The organism is Streptomyces sp. SYP-A7185, from assembly GCF_046103685.1.
GTDB lineage: Bacteria > Actinomycetota > Actinomycetes > Streptomycetales > Streptomycetaceae > Streptomyces.
Window position 1 is genome coordinate 8,407,296 of record NZ_CP122310.1, and the last position, 16,162, is coordinate 8,423,457.

Sequence of the window (16,162 nt, forward strand, 5' to 3'; positions counted from 1 at the left end):
AGGAAACTCGGATGCGCACTAGGGTCACCACGCCTTGGTGCTCGGGAAATCCGGTGTGATGCCGGTGCGGCCCTCGCCACTGTGATCGGGAAGTCCGGCTCCAGCCCTCGCGGCAGCCACTGGGTGCTCACGCACCCGGGAAGGCGGAGTCCGGTCGGTACGACCCGTCAGCCAGGAGACCGGCCAAGGCGCGTTGTCCATCCACGAGGTGCTGGAGAGGGTCTGCTTAGCCATGCACATAGCCGAGGGTTTCCTCCCCCCGGCGCACGCGATCGCCTGGGGTGTCGCGTCAGCGCCGTTCGTCGTCCACGGAGTCCGCTCCCTCACCCGTGAAGTCAAGGAACACCCGGAGAGCACTCTGCTCCTGGGTGCCTCCGGAGCCTTCACTTTTGTCCTTTCCGCGCTGAAGATCCCCTCCGTCACGGGCAGTTGCTCGCACCCGACGGGCACGGGGCTCGGCGCGATCCTGTTCCGGCCGCCGATCATGGCCGTGCTCGGCACGATCACCCTGCTGTTCCAGGCGCTGCTGCTCGCCCACGGCGGGCTCACCACGCTCGGCGCCAACGTCTTCTCCATGGCGATCGTCGGACCCTGGGCGGGGTACGCCGTCTACCGCCTCCTGAAGCGGTTCGACGTGCCGCTCATGGTCGCCGTGTTCTTCGGCGCGTTCGTCGCCGACCTGTCCACGTACTGCGTCACCAGCGTCCAGCTCGCCCTGGCGTTCCCGGATCCCGGCAGCGGGTTCATCGGCGCGCTCGGCAAGTTCGGCGGCATCTTCGCCGTCACGCAGATCCCCCTCGCGGTCAGCGAGGGCCTGCTCACCGTCCTGGTGATGCGCCTGCTCGTGCAGTCGAGCAAGGGCGAGCTCACGCGGCTCGGCGTCCTGCTCCAGGGCAAGAAGACGGACCCGAAGCAGGACACGGACACCAAGACGGAGACGGGGGCCAGCGCCTGATGAGCCGGAACGCGAAGATCAACACTCTGCTCCTCCTCATCGTCGCCGCGCTCGCGGTGCTGCCGCTGGCGCTCGGCCTCGGCGACGACGAGAAAGAGCCGTTCACCGGGGCCGACGCCCAGGCCGAGACCGCCATCACCGAGATCAAGCCCGACTACGAGCCGTGGTTCTCGCCGCTGTACGAACCCCCCTCCGGGGAGGTCGAGTCGGCGCTCTTCGCCCTTCAGGCGGCACTGGGCGCCGGCGTCCTCGCGTACTACTTCGGTCTGCGCAAGGGGCGCCGCCAGGGCGCGGAGATCGCACGGGCCGAGCAGGGCCCCGCGGAGCAGACGCTCACGGGAACCGCCCCCGCGCAGAAGGCCTCCGCGGGGGAGAGCACCCGGGCCGACGCCGAACAGGTCTGACCCGGCGTGCTGCCCATCGACGCGGCGGCGCACAGCAATCGCTGGCGCCGCCGCCACCCCGTGGACAAAGCTGTGCTCGGGCTCGGCCTCACCGCCCTGGCCGTCTCCCTGCCGCCCTGGCCCGGCGCGGCCCTCGTCCTGGTCGCCGCCCTGGCCGTGCTGCTCGGTCCCGCCGGTGTGCCGCCCGGCAAACTGTGGCGCGCCTACCGCGTACCGCTCGGCTTCTGCGTCACCGGCGCCCTGACCCTGATCGTCCAACTCGGCGGCCCCGACGGGTTCGTCACGCTCGCCGACGGCGGCCCCGCACGGGCCGGCGGTCTGCTCCTGCGCACCTCGGCGGCCTCGCTCGGCGTCCTGCTGTTCGCCTTCACCACCCCCATGTCGGACCTGCTGCCCCGTCTGGTGAGAGCCGGGGTGCCCGCGCCGGTGGTCGACGTGGCCCTGGTCATGTACCGGATGAGCTTCCTGCTCCTGGACTCCATGAGCCGCATCCGGCAGGCGCAGGCCGCGCGCCTGGGCCACACCACGCGGGCCGCCACCTGGCGTTCCCTCGGCGGGCTCGGGGCCACCGCGTTCGTGCGGGCCTTCGACCGGGCGACGCGGCTCCAGGCCGGGCTCGCCGGCCGCGGGTACGACGGCACCCTGCGGGTGCTCGTGCCCGAGGCCCGGATCTCCCGGCGCTTCGTGGCCGTGAGCGCGGTCCTCCTCCTGGGCCTCGCGGCCCTCACCCTCGTACTGAAACGGCTACTTCCATGAAGGCTTCCTCCCCGGGCGAGCCGGGCGCGGCCCCCGAGCCGGGCGGCTCCCTGGTCGCTCTGCGCGCCGCCTCCTACGCCTACGAGGACGGGCCCACCGTGCTCAGCGGCCTGGACTTCGACGTCACCGAGGGGCGTGCCCTCGCGCTGCTCGGGCGCAACGGCAGCGGCAAGACCACCCTGATGCGGCTGCTGAGCGGCGGACTGCGGCCCGACCGGGGCGCATTGAGCGTCGGGGGAGTCCCCGTCACGTACGACCGCAAGGGACTCACCCGGCTGCGGACCACCGTGCAGCTGGTCGTCCAGGACCCGGACGACCAGCTGTTCGCCGCCTCGGTCGAACAGGACGTGTCCTTCGGGCCGCTGAACCTGGGGCTGCCGGACGCCGAGGTGCGGGCCCGGGTCGCCGAGGCCCTCACCGCGCTGGACATCGGCGCCCTGGCGGACCGCCCCACCCATCTGCTCTCCTACGGCCAGCGCAAACGGACGGCCATCGCGGGCGCCGTGGCGATGCGCCCCCGCGTCCTGATCCTCGACGAGCCGACCGCCGGACTCGACCCCGACGGGCAGGAGCGCCTCCTGGCGACCCTGCAAGGACTGCGGGACGCCGGGACGACCGTGGTGATGGCCACGCACGACGTGGATTTGGCCCTGCGCTGGGCCGACGACGCGGCGCTGCTCACGCCCTCCGGGGTGCGCACCGGACCGGTCGCGCGGATGCTCGCCCACCGGGACCTCCTGGGGCAGGCGGGCCTGCGCCTGCCGTGGGGGATCGCCGTCACGGAGCTGCTGCGCACGAAGGGCCTGCTGACCGGGGCGGGCGTCGGGCCGCGCACGCCGGAGGAGTTGGCGGCCCTGCTGGCCCCCGCGGTGCCCGGCGCGTCAGGGGGCTGAGCCGAACGCCGCCTTGCGCGGCGGCGTTCCGCCCCGGATCAGGCCCCCTTCGTCCTCAGCCGAACCGCAGGATGCGCGGGGCGAAGGTGCCCTCGGGCCCTGCGGCGCGGCCGACCGACCAGACCGTGTCCGTGCCCGGCACCGGCGCGAGCCGCTGGAAGGAGGAGTCGCCCTCCCCGGCCACCGCCGGTTCGTCGTACGCGGTGAACGACTGGCCGTTCCAGGAGAGGAAATCCGGTCCAGGAACGAGCGGCGGAGTGCTGCCCGGCGGCCCCCACTTCAAGGAGCGGGCCACCGCGACCCAGCCCAGCTCGCCGGAGTCGGTCGCCGACAGCGAGGTGATCCCGCCGAAGTCGGTGGGCAGGCTCACCCGGCTCCACTCCTTGCCGTCCCAGCGGACCAGCAGGGGCGGGATCGGCTTGCCCGCCGGGCCGCCGATGAACCCGGCCGTGCCGCCCGCCCACACCTCCGTGGGCGAGACCGCAAGCACGCTGCCCACGGCCGAGCGCGGGAACCCGTCCACGACCGTCTGCTGCCACGCCTGCCCGTCCCAGTGCGACACGGTCGCACCCGAGTCACCGGAGCCCGCGGCCCAGACGTCGTCGGCGGCCAGGACGTGCAGACCGCTGACGTATCCCGGCGGCGCAGGAACGTCCTGCCACGCACGCCGGTCCCAGCGCAGCAGCACCCGCGTGCCGTTCCGCGAACCGATCAGCCAGGTCTCGCCGCCACCGGCGACGACCTTGTCCAGCAGCACACCGCGCGGCGCCCGGCTCTCCTTCCAGGAGCTGCCGTCGAAGCGGAGCAGGCGCGCGCCGCCCGTCGCGTCGCGCCCGACCGCCCAGATCGCGGTGGGCGAGGTCGCGGCGACCGACAGCAGCTCGCCCTGCCAGGTGATCCCGGGCAGGGGCTGACGCTGCCAGGCGGTTTTGTCCCAGCGCAGCACCAGCGGGAAGCCCGGCGCCTGGCGGCCCACCGCGTCGGAGCCCACCGCCCACGCCGCGTCGGGACCGAACGCCACGGCTTCGTTCAGCCCGGCCTGCGGTCGCACCTGGGCCGGGACCGGCACGTGCCGCCAGGCCCCCGGTTCCGCCGCGGCCGCGCTCACGACCGCCATGACGGCCAAGGCGAGGGCGAGAGCCGCGACGAGAAGTCTGCGTGCCATGGTCAGCCTCCCAGCCGCTCGCTCATCAGATTCGGTTTCGAGCCGTAGATCTCGACGGTCCCGAAGGACAGCAGCGCGGACCCGGCCCGCGTCAGCGCGCTGGGCCTCACGTCGATCGCGTTGGTGCGCTCCGGGCCGTAGGTGAAGGTGACGCGGCGGCCGTCCACCCGCGCGTACTTCGACTGGAACGCCCGGTCACTGCGCACCGGAAGCCACAGCGCGCCGTCCGGGCCGCGCACCATGTCCTCGGTGTAGGTGTCGCCCAGCGCCGGGTAAGTGGTGCGCCAGGCGTGCCCGTTCCAGGTCATCAGATAGGTGCGGGGTGCGCCGTCGACGTACTGGCTGCCGCCGAGCGTGACCCGGCCGGACGGTTCCAGCAAGATCGTGTGGATGTTGCCGTTCGCCGGCAGGGGCACCTGGGCGTCCCGCCACGCCGTGCCGTCCCAGCGCAGGACGGTGGACCCGGTGTCGGTGTCCGCCCAGGCCCAGGCGTCGGTGGCGGTCCGCGCGGTGACCCCCATGACGTAGCGCACGCCGGGCGGTACGGACTGCTCGGTCCAGCCGGAGCCGTCGTGGCGCAGCACCTTCAGCCCGGTCTCGTCTTCGCCGACCACCCAGGCGGCCCCCGGAACGGCGGCGAAGTCCTGGTAGGTCCACAGGGTCTGCGGCAGTGGGAGGGTGCTCCACGTCCCCGTCGCCGACCGGCGCAGGATCTCGCCCTCGCCGGAGCGGTTGTGGAAGATCCGCACTTCCTTGCCGACGATCTGCACCTTGTTGAGGTAGCCCGGCTCACCGGCGCCGGGGAAGGTGGTGTCCCGGCTCCACGCGGCGCCGTCCCAGCGGTAGAGGAGCGGCCGCTGGCCCTCGGCCGTCTGCTCGTACCCGGTCGCCCACGCCTCGCCCGCCCCCCGGGCGGCGAGGTCGAGCACGTACACCGGTGGAGCCGCCGCGGGCACCGGGAGCGCCGACCACGTCGGTGGCGCGGCCGAGTCCGGCGTCGCGGCCGCCGTCGGCGCCACCACTGCTGTACACGCGAGCATCAGACAGACGATGACCGCTCGGAGACCGTTCACGAGACCCCCCAGTACGCGAAGGCCGCTCACCTTAGGGGCAGGCACCCGCCCGTGAATAGACGGGTGCATGCCAATCCTGGGGCCGTCGGCGCGTGGCGGCACCGGGCGGAAGGCCGCTCGTTTCGGCCGTCGGAGCGGACTACGTTGCATGGTCATGCGAAGTCATGCATACTCTTCCTATGTCCAAGGTCCTCACCTCCCTCCCCACCGGCGAGCGCGTCGGCATTGCCTTCTCCGGCGGTCTCGACACCTCGGTCGCCGTCGCCTGGATGCGTGACAAGGGCGCCGTCCCCTGCACGTACACCGCCGACATCGGTCAGTACGACGAGCCCGACATCGCCTCCGTACCCGGCCGTGCCTCCGCGTACGGCGCCGAGATCACCCGGCTCGTCGACTGCCGTGAGGCGCTGGTCGAGGAAGGGCTCGCGGCCCTCGCGTGCGGCGCCTTCCACATCAGGTCGGGCGGGCGTCCCTACTTCAACACCACGCCGCTGGGCCGTGCCGTGACCGGCACGCTCCTGGTGCGGGCCATGCTCGAGGACGGGGTGCAGATCTGGGGCGACGGCTCCACGTTCAAGGGCAACGACATCGAGCGGTTCTACCGGTACGGGCTGCTCGCCAACCCGCACCTGCGGATCTACAAGCCCTGGCTCGACGCGGACTTCGTCACCGAGCTCGGCGGCCGCAAGGAGATGTCGGAGTGGCTGCTCGCCCACGAGCTGCCCTACCGGGACTCCACGGAGAAGGCGTACTCCACGGACGCCAACATCTGGGGCGCCACCCACGAGGCCAAGACGCTGGAGCACCTGGACACCGGGCTCGAGACCGTCGAGCCGATCATGGGCGTCCGGTTCTGGGACCCCGCGGTGGAGATCGACACCGAGGACGTGACGATCGGCTTCGAACAGGGCCGCCCGGTCACCGTCAACGGCAAGGAGTTCGCCTCCGCGGTCGACCTCGTCATGGAGGCCAACGCGATCGGCGGCCGGCACGGCCTCGGCATGTCCGACCAGATCGAGAACCGCATCATCGAGGCCAAGAGCCGCGGCATCTACGAGGCGCCGGGCATGGCCCTCCTGCACATCGCCTACGAGCGCCTGGTCAACGCCATCCACAACGAGGACACCCTCGCGGCGTACCACAACGAGGGCCGGCGCCTCGGCCGCCTGATGTACGAGGGCCGCTGGCTGGACCCGCAGGCGCTGATGATCCGTGAGTCGCTCCAGCGCTGGGTCGGCACGGCGATCACCGGCGAGGTGACGCTGCGGCTGCGGCGCGGCGAGGACTACTCGATCCTCGACACCACGGGCCCGGCGTTCAGCTACCACCCGGACAAGCTCTCCATGGAGCGGACCGAGGACTCGGCGTTCGGCCCGGTGGACCGGATCGGCCAGCTCACCATGCGGAACCTCGACATCGCCGACTCCCGCGCCCGCCTGGAGCAGTACGCGGGCCTCGGCCTCGTCGGCTCGGGTCACCCGACGCCGATCGGCGCGGCACAGGCGGCGTCGACCGGCCTGATCGGAGCCATGGACGGCGGTGGCGCCGAGGCGATCGCCTCGCGCGGCGAGACCGCCGACGAGGAGTCGATGCTGGACCGCGCCGCGATGGAGTTCGGCACGGACTGACCCCGGTCACGGGGTGCGCGTACCTCGACGGCGGGCCCCGGCGGATCGAAATCCGCCGGGGCCCGCCGTCATGTGCCAGGGCGCTTCCCGCGCGTGCGGCGGCCCCTGTCGAGCCGCCCGGCCCGGCAGCCAGCAAGGGGACCCCGAGATCCTTTCGGCCCCGTCACTCCACTGCCGTGCCACTGCCTGCTGGCCCTGTCACGAGGAAGACGCTAAACCCATCAGGCCCACATGTCTACGTCCGCCACGATAGATTTTCTGTGGCCGGGCGGTCGGCGCGGACCACGCCGAAGGCGTCCGCCATCCGCAGGGCCGCTTCCGGGTCCCCGCCGACCTCGATCATCCGCGCGCTGAGCGCGTCCTCGAGCGGCAGGGAGCCCGCGCCCAGCTGGAGCAGGGTGCCCAGGTCGGTCACGAGGGTCGTCACGGCGTCGGGCGCGGGGCCGAGGTCCATCTCGACGGTGCCGTCGTCCACCCGGGCGTGGAAGACCAGGTCGCCGACCACGAACTCGTAGGTCTCGCGCAGGCCGAGCGCACGGTCGGGGCGGAAGGTGGCGCCGACGGCTCCGACGATGCCGTGGCGGCCGCCGGTGGCCTCCGGGTGCGCGCCGAGGATGGCGATCACCCGTGCGGCGGCGCTCAGTTCGCCCTCGAACCGGGCGAGCCCGCGCGCCACGGCCTCCTCGACGTCCACGAGGCGGGCGCCGATGGCGAGGAAGGAGCCGAGGTCGGTCGTGATGGTGCAGACGGGGTCCGCCGCGCTGCCGTTGCGGATGTCGAGCACGCCGTCGTCGACGCGCAGATGGAACGTGTCGCCGTCCACCCGGATCTCGTACGTCTCCCGCACGCCGCCCGCCAGTTCGGGCCGGAAGCTGGCGCGCAGGCAGCCGAGCACCCAGCTGAGCCGGAAGGAGTCACCCGGCCGGGGTGCGGTCGGCAGCCGCAGGCCCCAGCGGGTCAGCTCGTCGAGCACCGGGCGCATGGCGGCGCCGAGTGCGGTCAGTTCGTAGACCGCCGACGCCGCCGGGGGCGGCAGCTTGGTCTGGGTCAAGACGCCCGCGTCGCGCAGCGCGCGCAGCCGCTCGGCCAGGACGTTCGGGCCGATGCCGGGGAGTCCCGCGACGAGGTCGGTGTAGCGCCGGGGGCCGAGCAGCAGCTCGCGCACGATCAGCAGCGACCACCGGCCGCCGACGACGTCCAGGGCGCGGGCGGCCGGACAGGACTGGTCATAGCTGCGCGTCATGCGGGCGGGCCGCCTTCCCTGTTGATAGCAGGCACTTAGTTTTTTCATAGTAGCGGCCAACTGGTCTACATCGGCGGCTTGTTGAGCCGTATCGGGGTGTGACTGCCTCCGCCCCCTCTCGCGCGGCCGAGGTGTCCGGCGCCGCCCCGAGCGATGTCCCATTGGGTCAGATGTCCCAACGGGACGTCATGAGGAGTACAGTCGGAGAGGGGGAAACAAGCGCAGAGCACGCAGAACGAAAAGAGGCATCCTCGATGTCAGCGCAAGCAAGCCCCGCCATGCCCGACCGTATGAAGGCCGTCCAGTACCGCAGCGTCGGCGCCGCCCCCGAGGTGGTCACCGTCCCGCGCCCGGAGCCCGGCCCCGGCCAGGTGCTCCTGAAGGTCACCGCCGCAGGCGTCTGCCACTCCGACATCGCGGTGATGAGCTGGCCCGCGGAGGCGCTGACCTTCCCGCTGCCGCTCACCCTCGGCCATGAGGGCGCCGGAACGGTCGCCGCGCTGGGCGAGGGCGTCACCGGCTTCGAGATCGGCGACTCCGTGGCCGTCTACGGGCCCTGGGGCTGCGGCGTCTGCCCGCAGTGCACGCAGGGCAAGGAGAACTACTGCACGCGCGCCGAGGAGCTGGGCATCCGCCCGCCCGGGCTCGGGGCGCCCGGCGCCATCGCCGAGTACATGATCGTGGACGACCCGCGGCACCTGGTCCCGCTGGGCGGCCTCGACCCCGTGACCGCCGTGCCGCTCACCGACGCCGGCCTGACCCCGTACCACGCGATCAAGGTCTCCCTGCCCAAGCTGACCCCCGGCAGCACCGCCGTGGTCATCGGCACCGGTGGCCTGGGGCACGTGGCCATCCAGCTGCTGCGCGCGCTGGCCCCGGCGCGGGTGATCGCCCTGGACGTCACCGAAGGCAAGCTGCGCCTGGCCCACCAGGTCGGCGCCCACGAGACCGTCCTGTCGGACGAGCACGCGGCGGCGAAGGTCCGCGAGCTGACCGGCGGCCTGGGCGCGCAGGCGGTGTTCGACTTCGTCGGCGCCCCGCCCACCGTCGCCACGGCGACCGCCTGCGCGGCGGTGGAGGCCGACGTCACCATCGTCGGCATCGGCGGCGGCTCCGCGACCGTCGGCTTCGGCGTCACCCCCTACGACGCGGCGGTCCGCGCCCCGTACTGGGGCAGCAGGTCCGAGCTGATCGAGGTCCTCGACCTGGCCCGTTCCGGCGCGATCGACGTCCATGTGGAGACGTACGCACTGGACGACGCGCCCAAGGCGTACGAGCACCTGCACGACGGCAGGATCAACGGCCGGGCGGTCATCCTGCCCAACGGCTGATCCTTCGCGGGCAGCGCGCGGCATGACGTGGGGCCCGAAGCGAAAGCTTCGGGCCCCACGTCATGCCGTTGTGCTGTTGCCTTCCGTGCCGCTCTAGATGCGCAGCAGCCGTTCCGTGGCTTCCCGGTACTGCCGCAGCGCGAGCCGCAGCTCTTCCGTGTGTGCCTCGGTGTCGTGGCCCTGCCAGCCGGCGCGCAGGGTGTGGCGCCGTTCCGTGAGGGTCTCGGTCAGGTGCCTGACGGTCTCGTCGAAGAGGGCGTCGGCCTCCTCCACCGCCTGGCGCGGGCTCTCGACGAAGCTGCTGAGGGCGTGCTGGAGCCGCAGCCCGAGCTTGTCGCGCTCGTCCGGCGCGAGCAGCACGGGCCCGTGCTCGGAGCCGTGTCCGGCGCCGTGATCAACGCCGGTTGTGGCGGAGTGGGCGGGGGAGCCCGTGGCGCGCGAACCGGTGACACCCGCGTCGGGGGAGCCGGTGGCACCGCTGATACGGGAGTCCGTGGATCCCGCGCGGGGGGAGCCGGTGATACGGGAATCGGTGGCCCCTGCACCGGGGGAGCCGACGGCGGGGGAGCCGGCGGCGGGGGAGCCTGCGGCGTGGGTGGGGGACCCGGCGGGAGGAGCGGGAGCGGGGGGAGGCACGGAAGCCTCGTTGCCGGTCGGCTGCTCACGGGGTGTGAAGTGCTGTGCATCGGTCATGACGTGCCACTTCCCTTCGCGTGACGTCGGGGCAGTGCCCACGGTGTGTGGCCGCGCTCGGCGGTGGTCTGCCCGTTGTGCCGGGTGGGGTCGGCCGAGTCCTCGGCGACCAGTGCTTCGAAGAGGCGTCGGGCCTCGACCATGGCCTCACGCATTTCCTCGGTGCCGTTCTGGCCGCGAGTCGCCGTGTGCACGCTGCGGTAGCCGTGGACGGAGTGGGCGTGATGGACGGAGAGCGCGTCCACCTGCTCCTCGAAATGCGTGCCGTCCGGGAAGCCGCGGTCCCTGGCCAGGCGGGCCAGCAGCGCGTCGGCCTCGACGACGGCTTGCTGCGGTGACTCGACGAACTGCTCCTGCACGCCGGCCCACTGGGCCAGGTAGCGCTCACGCGCCCCGGGCGGCAGCGGCTCGGTCTTGAGGGAGCCGTGCAGTCGTACGCGCTCGCGCAGTTCGTCCTCGGCCGCCCGTACGTCCCCGTCGTGACGGGTGACCGTGCGGTCGTACTCCGGTCCGAAGCGCTGCTTCAGGCCGTGTCCGCCGCCCCGGGCTCGCCGCAGTCCGATGAAGAGGACGGCGGCTGCCGCGATGACGACCACGGCGATGATGACGGCGGTGATCATGGCTGCCTCCCTTGTTGTCGTGGTCCGTTCGGCTGTTCTCATGTTTCGTTCGGCGCTGAGGCCGGCCGACGGGCACCCACGCGACGCGGGCACCGATCGGGGCGCATGTGATCAGCGTGCGAACGACTGCTTCCTGATGGGCATGGCCGCCGAGTACCCCCAAGTCGGGCGATCAGTCGGTCGCGTCGCACATCAAGGCAGTGCCCGGGAGCGCCGGGAGGGGCTGGCCGGACGTCAGGAGGCGCCGAAGGTGCGGCGGTAGGCCTCGGGCGGCAGGCCGGTGACCCGCGTGAAATGGCGCCGGAGCGTGGCGGATGTCCCCATGCCCGTGCGCGCGGCGATCCGTTCGACGCTCTCGTCGCCCGTCTCCAGCAGCTCCTGCGCCAGCCGCACGCGCTGACCGAGCAGCCAGCGCAGCGGCGCCGTGCCCGTGACGGCGTGGAAGTGCCGGGACAGATTGCGGGTGCTCATCCCCGCCCGGCGGGCCAGATCCTCTACGGTGAGCGGCTGTTCGAGGCGGGCGAGCACCCAGGGCAGCAGCTCGGCCAGCGGATGGTCGCGCCCGTGGGTGACCGGCGCCGGGATGAACTGCGCCTGGCCGCCCTCCCGGTGGGGCGGGGTCACGAGCCGCCTCGCCAGGGCGTTGGCGACGGCCGCGCCGTGGTCGGCGCGGACGAGGTGCAGGCACAGGTCCATGCCGGCGGCCTTGCCCGCCGAGGTGAGCACCCTGCCTTCGTCGGTGAACAGGACGTCGGCGTCGACCGTGACGCGGGGATGGCGCGCGGCGAGCCGCTCGGCGTGGGCCCAGTGCGTGGTGGCCCGGCGGCCGTCGAGAAGACCGGCGGCGGCCAGGACGAACGCGCCGGTGCACAGCGAGACGATCCGGGAGCCCGCCGCGTGCGCGGTGCGCAGGGCCTCGACGAGATCGCCCGGCGGGTCCTGGTCGATGTCGCGCCAGGCCGGGACGATCACCGTCTGCGCGGCGGCGACGGCTTCCAGGCCGTGCGCCGTCTCGGCGCGCAGCCACGGCCCGACGCGCGTGCCGTCCGTGCCGCACAGGGTGAACGAGTACCAGGACCCCGCCAGATCGGAGTGGTCCGAGCCGAAGACCTCGAAGGCCGCCGCGGCCTCGAACAGCATGCTGCCCTCGGGAAGTGCCATCGCCACGGTCCGCATGTCCGAAACTGTACGCCCCTCGTCGTTCCGGCCGCTGGCAGCGGGCGGACCGGGCCCGGATCATGGTGCGTGCAGGGCACACCGCCCGCCGGACCCAGGGAGCCATCGATGAGCAACACCCCTTCCACGACCGCCGTTTCGGGCGCCGGCGTCCCCCTGGCGGGGCGCACGGTCGCGGTCGTCGGCGCGTACGGCCACACCGGCCGCTTCGTCGTGGCCGAGCTGCTGCGGCGCGGCGCCAAGCCGCTGCTCGTGGGGCGGAACCGGGAGAAGCTCGAAGCGCTGGGCGACCTGGCTCCCGGCGCGCCGGTGCGCGTGGCCTCCACCGCGGACGCGGGGTCCCTCGACCGCGCCCTCGCCGGCGCGTCGGCGGTCGTCAACTGCGCGGGCCCGTTCCTGGAGACGGCCCTTCCGGTCGTCGACGCCGCGCTGCGCGCGGGCATCCCGTACCTGGACGTCGCCGCCGAACAGGGCGTCGGCGCCGCCCTGTTCGACACCTACGACGAGCGCGCGCGGGAGGCGGGCGTGGTCGTCGCGCCGTCCCTGGCGTTCTACGGCGGTCTGGGCGACCTGCTGGCCACCGCGGCCCTGGGGGACTGGCCGGACGCGGACGAGATCACGCTCGCGTACGGCCTCGACAGCTGGCACCCCACCGACGGCACCCGGCGCACCGGCGAGAGCAACGCCGGGCAGCACCTGGTCTACACCGGGGGCGAACTGCGTCCGTTCGACTACTCCCAGGACGCGTTCCCGTGGGACTTCCCCCAGCCGCTGGGCACCCAGGACGCCGCCGCGTTCGCCACGGCCGACCAGGTCACGCTGCCGCGCCACGTGCGCACCCCCGAGGTGCGGGCGGTGATGAACCTCGCGCCGCTGCGGGACATCCGGTCCGCGGACACCCCGGCGCCGCTGCCCGCGGACGCCGCGGGGCGCTCGGCGCAGACCTTCCTCGTCGAGGCGGTCGTGCGGCGCGGCGAGGACACCCGCCGCGCGGTCGCGGGCGGGCGCGACATCTACGCCGTGACGGCGCCGCTCGTGGTGGAGGCCCTGGAGCGTGTCCTCGACGGACGCGGCGCGGCGCCGGGCGTGCGTGCGGCCGGGGACGTGTTCGACGCCGTGGACTTCCTGCGGGCGCTCGCCCCGGACCACCTCACGCGGCTCGACCTGCCGGCGCGGCAGCCGGCCTAGTCCGGCCGCAGCGAGCGCCAGATCCGGTCGGGCAGGAACCGTGCCGCCTCCGTGAGGTCCATGGCGTCCGTGCCGCCCAGCCAGCGGTGCGCGGCTTCGGCGACCGGCCCCATGACCAGGACCTCCAGGACGGGGGCGGGCAGCGGCGCGATCTCGCCCGCCGCGACCCGCGGCCGCAGCCACTCCGCGACCACCGCCAGCTTGGCGGCCCGGGCCGCGCGGATCTCCTCGGTGTGCGCCGCCAGATGGCCCGAGCAGGCGGACGCGTGCAGGAAGAGCGCGGCGTCCGGGTGTTCCTCGGTGAACCGCAGATAGGCGGTGACCAGGGCGTGGACCCCCTCCCGGGCACTGCGGGCGCGGCTCAGCGCGGCGATCAGCTCGTCGAACAGCTGCTCGGTGCAGCGGGAGTGCAGCGCGGCGGCGAGGCCGTCGATGCTGCCGAAGTGGTGGTAGAGGCTGCCGAGACTGACGCCGCCGGCCGCGGTGACCGCGTGGACCGTGAACCCGGGGCGGCCGGACGTGGCGTACACCTGGAGGGCCGCGCTCAGGAGCCGGTCGACGGTGGCTTCGCCGCGTCGCTGCTTAGGCGGCACGGTGCGCCGTGCCCGCTCTGCCGCTGTGCGTCATGGCCGGAGCCTATCCCAGCGAACTAGAACGGGTATCTAGAAATTCGCTTTACTCCGGGAGGGGTCTCCGGTCCGGGGGAGCCGACACGCGCGTGCCGCGCGGACCGCCGGATCCCGCCCGTCGGATGACATGCTCGAACGATGTCCGGTGCGCTCCGGACCACGCGAAGGGGCGAACGTGCTGACCGTGCTGGTGCTGGCCGCCGACCACCGGGCCGCCGATCTGATCGCGCGGATCGAGACCGTCCCCGGCGTGTACGTCATCTCCCAGACGGACGACAGCGTCCTCGCCCTGGCCAGGGCCCGCGCCCTGCTGCCCGACGTCCTGGTCATCGACCTCAGCGCCCGGTTCGCGGGCGACGCGGCGACGGTCATCGACCAGGCCCGCCAACTGCGGCCGCCCAGCCACCTCCTGGTCCACTCGGGGGACGCCGTGGTGGGCACCGTCTCCCCGGCCGGCGCGGTCGGACCCGCCCCCGCGGGCGCGCCGCCGGCGCTCACGGACGTCCTGGCACGGCTCGTCGGCGAGGTGGCCCCGCCGCCGTGACCGGGCCGGTGGCGCGGCGGGACCGGGCCCGGCCCTCCTAGGCGTCCGCGACCCGCGCCGAGAGACCGTAGTCCAGCTCGGACCCGTCCACCAGGAGCGCCTCGACGGTGCGGGTCCCGGGATCGATGTCGGCCTCCATGCCCTCGCCCGTGTACCGGGGAAACCCGGAGGCCCCGGTCTCGCCGGTGGCCGCCACCACGGCCGAGCGCAGGGCGGCGCGGGCGTCGGTCGTGCTCTGGCCGTCCCCCGAGAACTCGGGAACCAGCAGGATCTCAAAACGCTGCGGGTCAGTGTTCATGCTCGTGACGCTAGACAGGAGTCGCGCACCACGCATGTCCACCGCCGTCGCCGCGCGCCGCCCGTGCCGCTCACCGCAGGGTCAGATCGACCCGCAGCCGCTCCGACGCGGCGGCCTCGGCCGGCCGGTCGACGCGGACGGTGGTCTCGGCCGTGCCGGGCGGACCCGCGAGCGGGTCCGCCCGGCAGGTGAGCGTGTACTGGCCCGCGGTGGGGGCGATCAGGGAGAACCGTCCCTCCGCGTCCGTCACGGCGGCGATGTCCGGCAGCGGCTGGGGCCCCTGCGTGAACAGGACGTGCGCGCCCGGCACCGGGGCGCCCGAGGCGTCCCGTACGGTGCCGGTGATCTCCACTGCGGGCCTGCTTGCGCTCATCGGGGTCGGCTCACGCCTTCCATGCCACGTAGTTGTTGTAGACGGGGGTGGTGAACCGGGTCCCCGAGTTCACCCGGGCTCCGCCGTAGGCGTGGATGGCGAAGCCGTAGCGGTTGTTGTTGTCGATGCGGTAGACGGAGCTGCCGCTCTGCCCGCCGGCGGTGTCGATGTCGTAGTACACCTTGCGCGCGGCGACCGAGTCGACCCCGCGTGCCGCGTACCAGAGTGTGCCCGGCGGCTTGTCGCCCGGGTAACCGGCGATGTTTCCGGTGGTCTTGAGCAGGTCCGAGTCCGACCAGACGCCGAAGCCGAACCAGCCGGTGGTGGCGCCGATGTTCGAGGGCGTGATGATGGCCCCGTAGTCGAAGTTCTCGTCGCCGTTCTGCGTCCAGCCGGTCACGGAACGGAAGCTGGTGCAGGTGATGCTGCCGTAGGGCAGCGAGGCGCCGTTGCGCCCCGGCATGACCTGGATGCTCTTGACCCAGCCGTCCCGGCCGGCCACGCCGCTGCCTTTGATGTAGACGCAGTGGCCTGCGGTGGCGAGCGTGTGGGGGCCGAGGAGCCAGCCGGTGCCCTGGTAAAGGGCGTTGTCGCGGGCGGTGATCAGCAGATAGCAGTGCACCCGCCACGGGTACACGCTGGTGTTGGTGATCTGGGTGCGGTCGTCGGGGCCGTGCACGGTCTCGGGCGCCGGCGGCGGCGGGCCGAAGGACGCCTCGCCGATGTCGGGCAGCGCGGCGGTCGGGGCCGTCCAGGCCTCCGGTGCGAAGTGCTCGGGGCGCCGGTAGCCCTCGACGTGCTCCAGGCCCTCGCCCGTCGAGTGCTGGGGCTCGCCCTGGGTGCCCTCGGACGCGGGCTGGAGGACCGCTTCCTGTTCGGCGGCCATGGTGACGGTGCCGTCGGCCGGTTCGTTCGATACGGAGCTGTGCGGGTCTTGAGGCATGGTGGATCACCCGGCTTCTCTGAGAGCTGCGATGTGATGCCTTTCCGACGCCGCGGCCGCAACGTTTTCGGGTCAATGCCCCTTCTACTGCCGCCGGACAAGTGCCGCAATGAGCCTTTTGCGCCGACCGGCGCGCGTGCGCACGCCCGTGCCTCAGGGACGCCGAGTACGTCGACCGGCCGGCTCCCGGGACCCATCCGGCGCTCAGGGCTCCGGCTCACCCCGCCGCCTCAGGGCGCACGGCCCGATC

Annotated in this window: 18 protein-coding genes and 1 riboswitch; of the genes, 8 read left to right on the top strand and 10 right to left on the bottom strand. The window is 73.2% G+C overall.

Going from position 1 to position 16,162, the window contains the following annotated elements:
- The first annotated feature begins 18 nt into the window (after positions 1-18).
- Positions 19-203: riboswitch (cobalamin riboswitch) on the top strand.
- Positions 204-232: 29 nt separating this feature from the next.
- Genes QBL25_RS36710 through QBL25_RS36725 form a run of 4 tightly spaced genes read left to right on the top strand, consistent with a single transcriptional unit; the run spans position 233 to position 3,008 of the window.
- Entirely contained in the window at positions 233-955 is a 723-nt protein-coding gene (locus tag QBL25_RS36710) for an energy-coupling factor ABC transporter permease (protein WP_409061268.1), read from the top strand.
- Positions 955-1,359, top strand: a complete 405-nt coding sequence (locus QBL25_RS36715) for an energy-coupling factor ABC transporter substrate-binding protein (RefSeq protein ID WP_409061269.1) — start codon at positions 955-957, stop codon at positions 1,357-1,359. The genes QBL25_RS36710 and QBL25_RS36715 overlap by 1 nt, the downstream gene beginning before the upstream one ends.
- Before the next feature lie 6 nt (positions 1,360-1,365).
- Complete coding sequence (cbiQ, locus tag QBL25_RS36720) at positions 1,366-2,115, top strand: cobalt ECF transporter T component CbiQ (RefSeq protein ID WP_409061270.1); 750 nt, start codon at positions 1,366-1,368, stop codon at positions 2,113-2,115.
- Positions 2,112-3,008 carry an energy-coupling factor ABC transporter ATP-binding protein gene (locus QBL25_RS36725; protein WP_409061271.1) on the top strand — a complete coding sequence of 299 codons (897 nt, stop codon included), beginning with the start codon at positions 2,112-2,114 and terminating at the stop codon, positions 3,006-3,008. The genes cbiQ and QBL25_RS36725 overlap by 4 nt, the downstream gene beginning before the upstream one ends.
- A gap of 55 nt (positions 3,009-3,063) precedes the next feature.
- Here QBL25_RS36725 and QBL25_RS36730 read toward each other — a convergent pair whose 3' ends face one another.
- Positions 3,064-4,173: a hypothetical protein gene (locus tag QBL25_RS36730; protein ID WP_409061272.1), complete on the bottom strand. Its 1,110-nt coding sequence runs from the start codon at positions 4,171-4,173 to the stop codon at positions 3,064-3,066.
- A gap of 2 nt (positions 4,174-4,175) precedes the next feature.
- On the bottom strand, positions 4,176-5,246 hold the full coding sequence (locus QBL25_RS36735) for a hypothetical protein (RefSeq protein WP_409061273.1): 1,071 nt from the start codon (positions 5,244-5,246) through the stop codon (positions 4,176-4,178).
- Positions 5,247-5,425: 179 nt separating this feature from the next.
- Between QBL25_RS36735 and argG the strand changes: the two genes are divergently transcribed.
- Positions 5,426-6,874, top strand: coding sequence for an argininosuccinate synthase (argG, locus tag QBL25_RS36740; RefSeq protein WP_409061274.1), 1,449 nt, complete (start codon positions 5,426-5,428; stop codon positions 6,872-6,874).
- A 235-nt stretch (positions 6,875-7,109) separates the two neighbouring features.
- On the opposite strand, the gene QBL25_RS36745 is transcribed toward argG, so the two are convergent.
- A complete protein-coding gene (locus QBL25_RS36745) occupies positions 7,110-8,117 on the bottom strand; it encodes a winged helix-turn-helix transcriptional regulator (RefSeq protein WP_409061275.1) in 1,008 nt (335 codons plus the stop codon).
- A gap of 290 nt (positions 8,118-8,407) precedes the next feature.
- Here QBL25_RS36745 and QBL25_RS36750 point away from each other — a divergent pair, with 290 nt between their 5' ends.
- Positions 8,408-9,448, top strand: coding sequence for an NAD(P)-dependent alcohol dehydrogenase (locus tag QBL25_RS36750; RefSeq protein WP_409062909.1), 1,041 nt, complete (start codon positions 8,408-8,410; stop codon positions 9,446-9,448).
- Between the two features lie 93 nt (positions 9,449-9,541).
- Here QBL25_RS36750 and QBL25_RS36755 read toward each other — a convergent pair whose 3' ends face one another.
- The 3 genes from QBL25_RS36755 to QBL25_RS36765 all read right to left on the bottom strand — a co-directional run bounded on the left by QBL25_RS36755 (position 9,542) and on the right by QBL25_RS36765 (position 11,937).
- The gene (locus QBL25_RS36755) at positions 9,542-10,141 is read right to left on the bottom strand and encodes a hypothetical protein (RefSeq protein WP_409061276.1); all 600 of its coding nucleotides are present in this window, start codon (positions 10,139-10,141) and stop codon (positions 9,542-9,544) included.
- A complete protein-coding gene (locus QBL25_RS36760; protein ID WP_409061277.1) occupies positions 10,138-10,761 on the bottom strand; it encodes a hypothetical protein in 624 nt (207 codons plus the stop codon). Before QBL25_RS36760 ends, QBL25_RS36755 begins: the two co-directional genes overlap by 4 nt.
- 234 nt (positions 10,762-10,995) lie before the next feature.
- Complete coding sequence (locus QBL25_RS36765; RefSeq protein WP_409061278.1) at positions 10,996-11,937, bottom strand: helix-turn-helix domain-containing protein; 942 nt, start codon at positions 11,935-11,937, stop codon at positions 10,996-10,998.
- Positions 11,938-12,045: 108 nt separating this feature from the next.
- Here QBL25_RS36765 and QBL25_RS36770 point away from each other — a divergent pair, with 108 nt between their 5' ends.
- Positions 12,046-13,125: a saccharopine dehydrogenase family protein gene (locus QBL25_RS36770; RefSeq protein ID WP_409061279.1), complete on the top strand. Its 1,080-nt coding sequence runs from the start codon at positions 12,046-12,048 to the stop codon at positions 13,123-13,125.
- Here QBL25_RS36770 and QBL25_RS36775 read toward each other — a convergent pair.
- Entirely contained in the window at positions 13,122-13,718 is a 597-nt protein-coding gene (locus QBL25_RS36775) for a TetR/AcrR family transcriptional regulator (protein WP_409061280.1), read from the bottom strand. The two genes, QBL25_RS36770 and QBL25_RS36775, sit on opposite strands and share 4 nt — an antisense overlap.
- A gap of 211 nt (positions 13,719-13,929) precedes the next feature.
- Between QBL25_RS36775 and QBL25_RS36780 the strand changes: the two genes are divergently transcribed.
- The gene (locus QBL25_RS36780) at positions 13,930-14,298 is read left to right on the top strand and encodes a hypothetical protein (protein ID WP_409061281.1); all 369 of its coding nucleotides are present in this window, start codon (positions 13,930-13,932) and stop codon (positions 14,296-14,298) included.
- 37 nt (positions 14,299-14,335) lie between these two features.
- Here QBL25_RS36780 and QBL25_RS36785 read toward each other — a convergent pair whose 3' ends face one another.
- From QBL25_RS36785 to QBL25_RS36795, 3 genes are all read right to left on the bottom strand, one after another.
- Positions 14,336-14,596 carry a hypothetical protein gene (locus QBL25_RS36785; protein ID WP_409061282.1) on the bottom strand — a complete coding sequence of 87 codons (261 nt, stop codon included), beginning with the start codon at positions 14,594-14,596 and terminating at the stop codon, positions 14,336-14,338.
- 70 nt (positions 14,597-14,666) lie between these two features.
- Complete coding sequence (locus QBL25_RS36790; RefSeq protein WP_409061283.1) at positions 14,667-14,969, bottom strand: carboxypeptidase-like regulatory domain-containing protein; 303 nt, start codon at positions 14,967-14,969, stop codon at positions 14,667-14,669.
- 10 nt (positions 14,970-14,979) lie between these two features.
- Complete coding sequence (locus QBL25_RS36795) at positions 14,980-15,912, bottom strand: trypsin-like serine peptidase (RefSeq protein ID WP_409061284.1); 933 nt, start codon at positions 15,910-15,912, stop codon at positions 14,980-14,982.
- Positions 15,913-16,162: the final 250 nt, after the last annotated feature.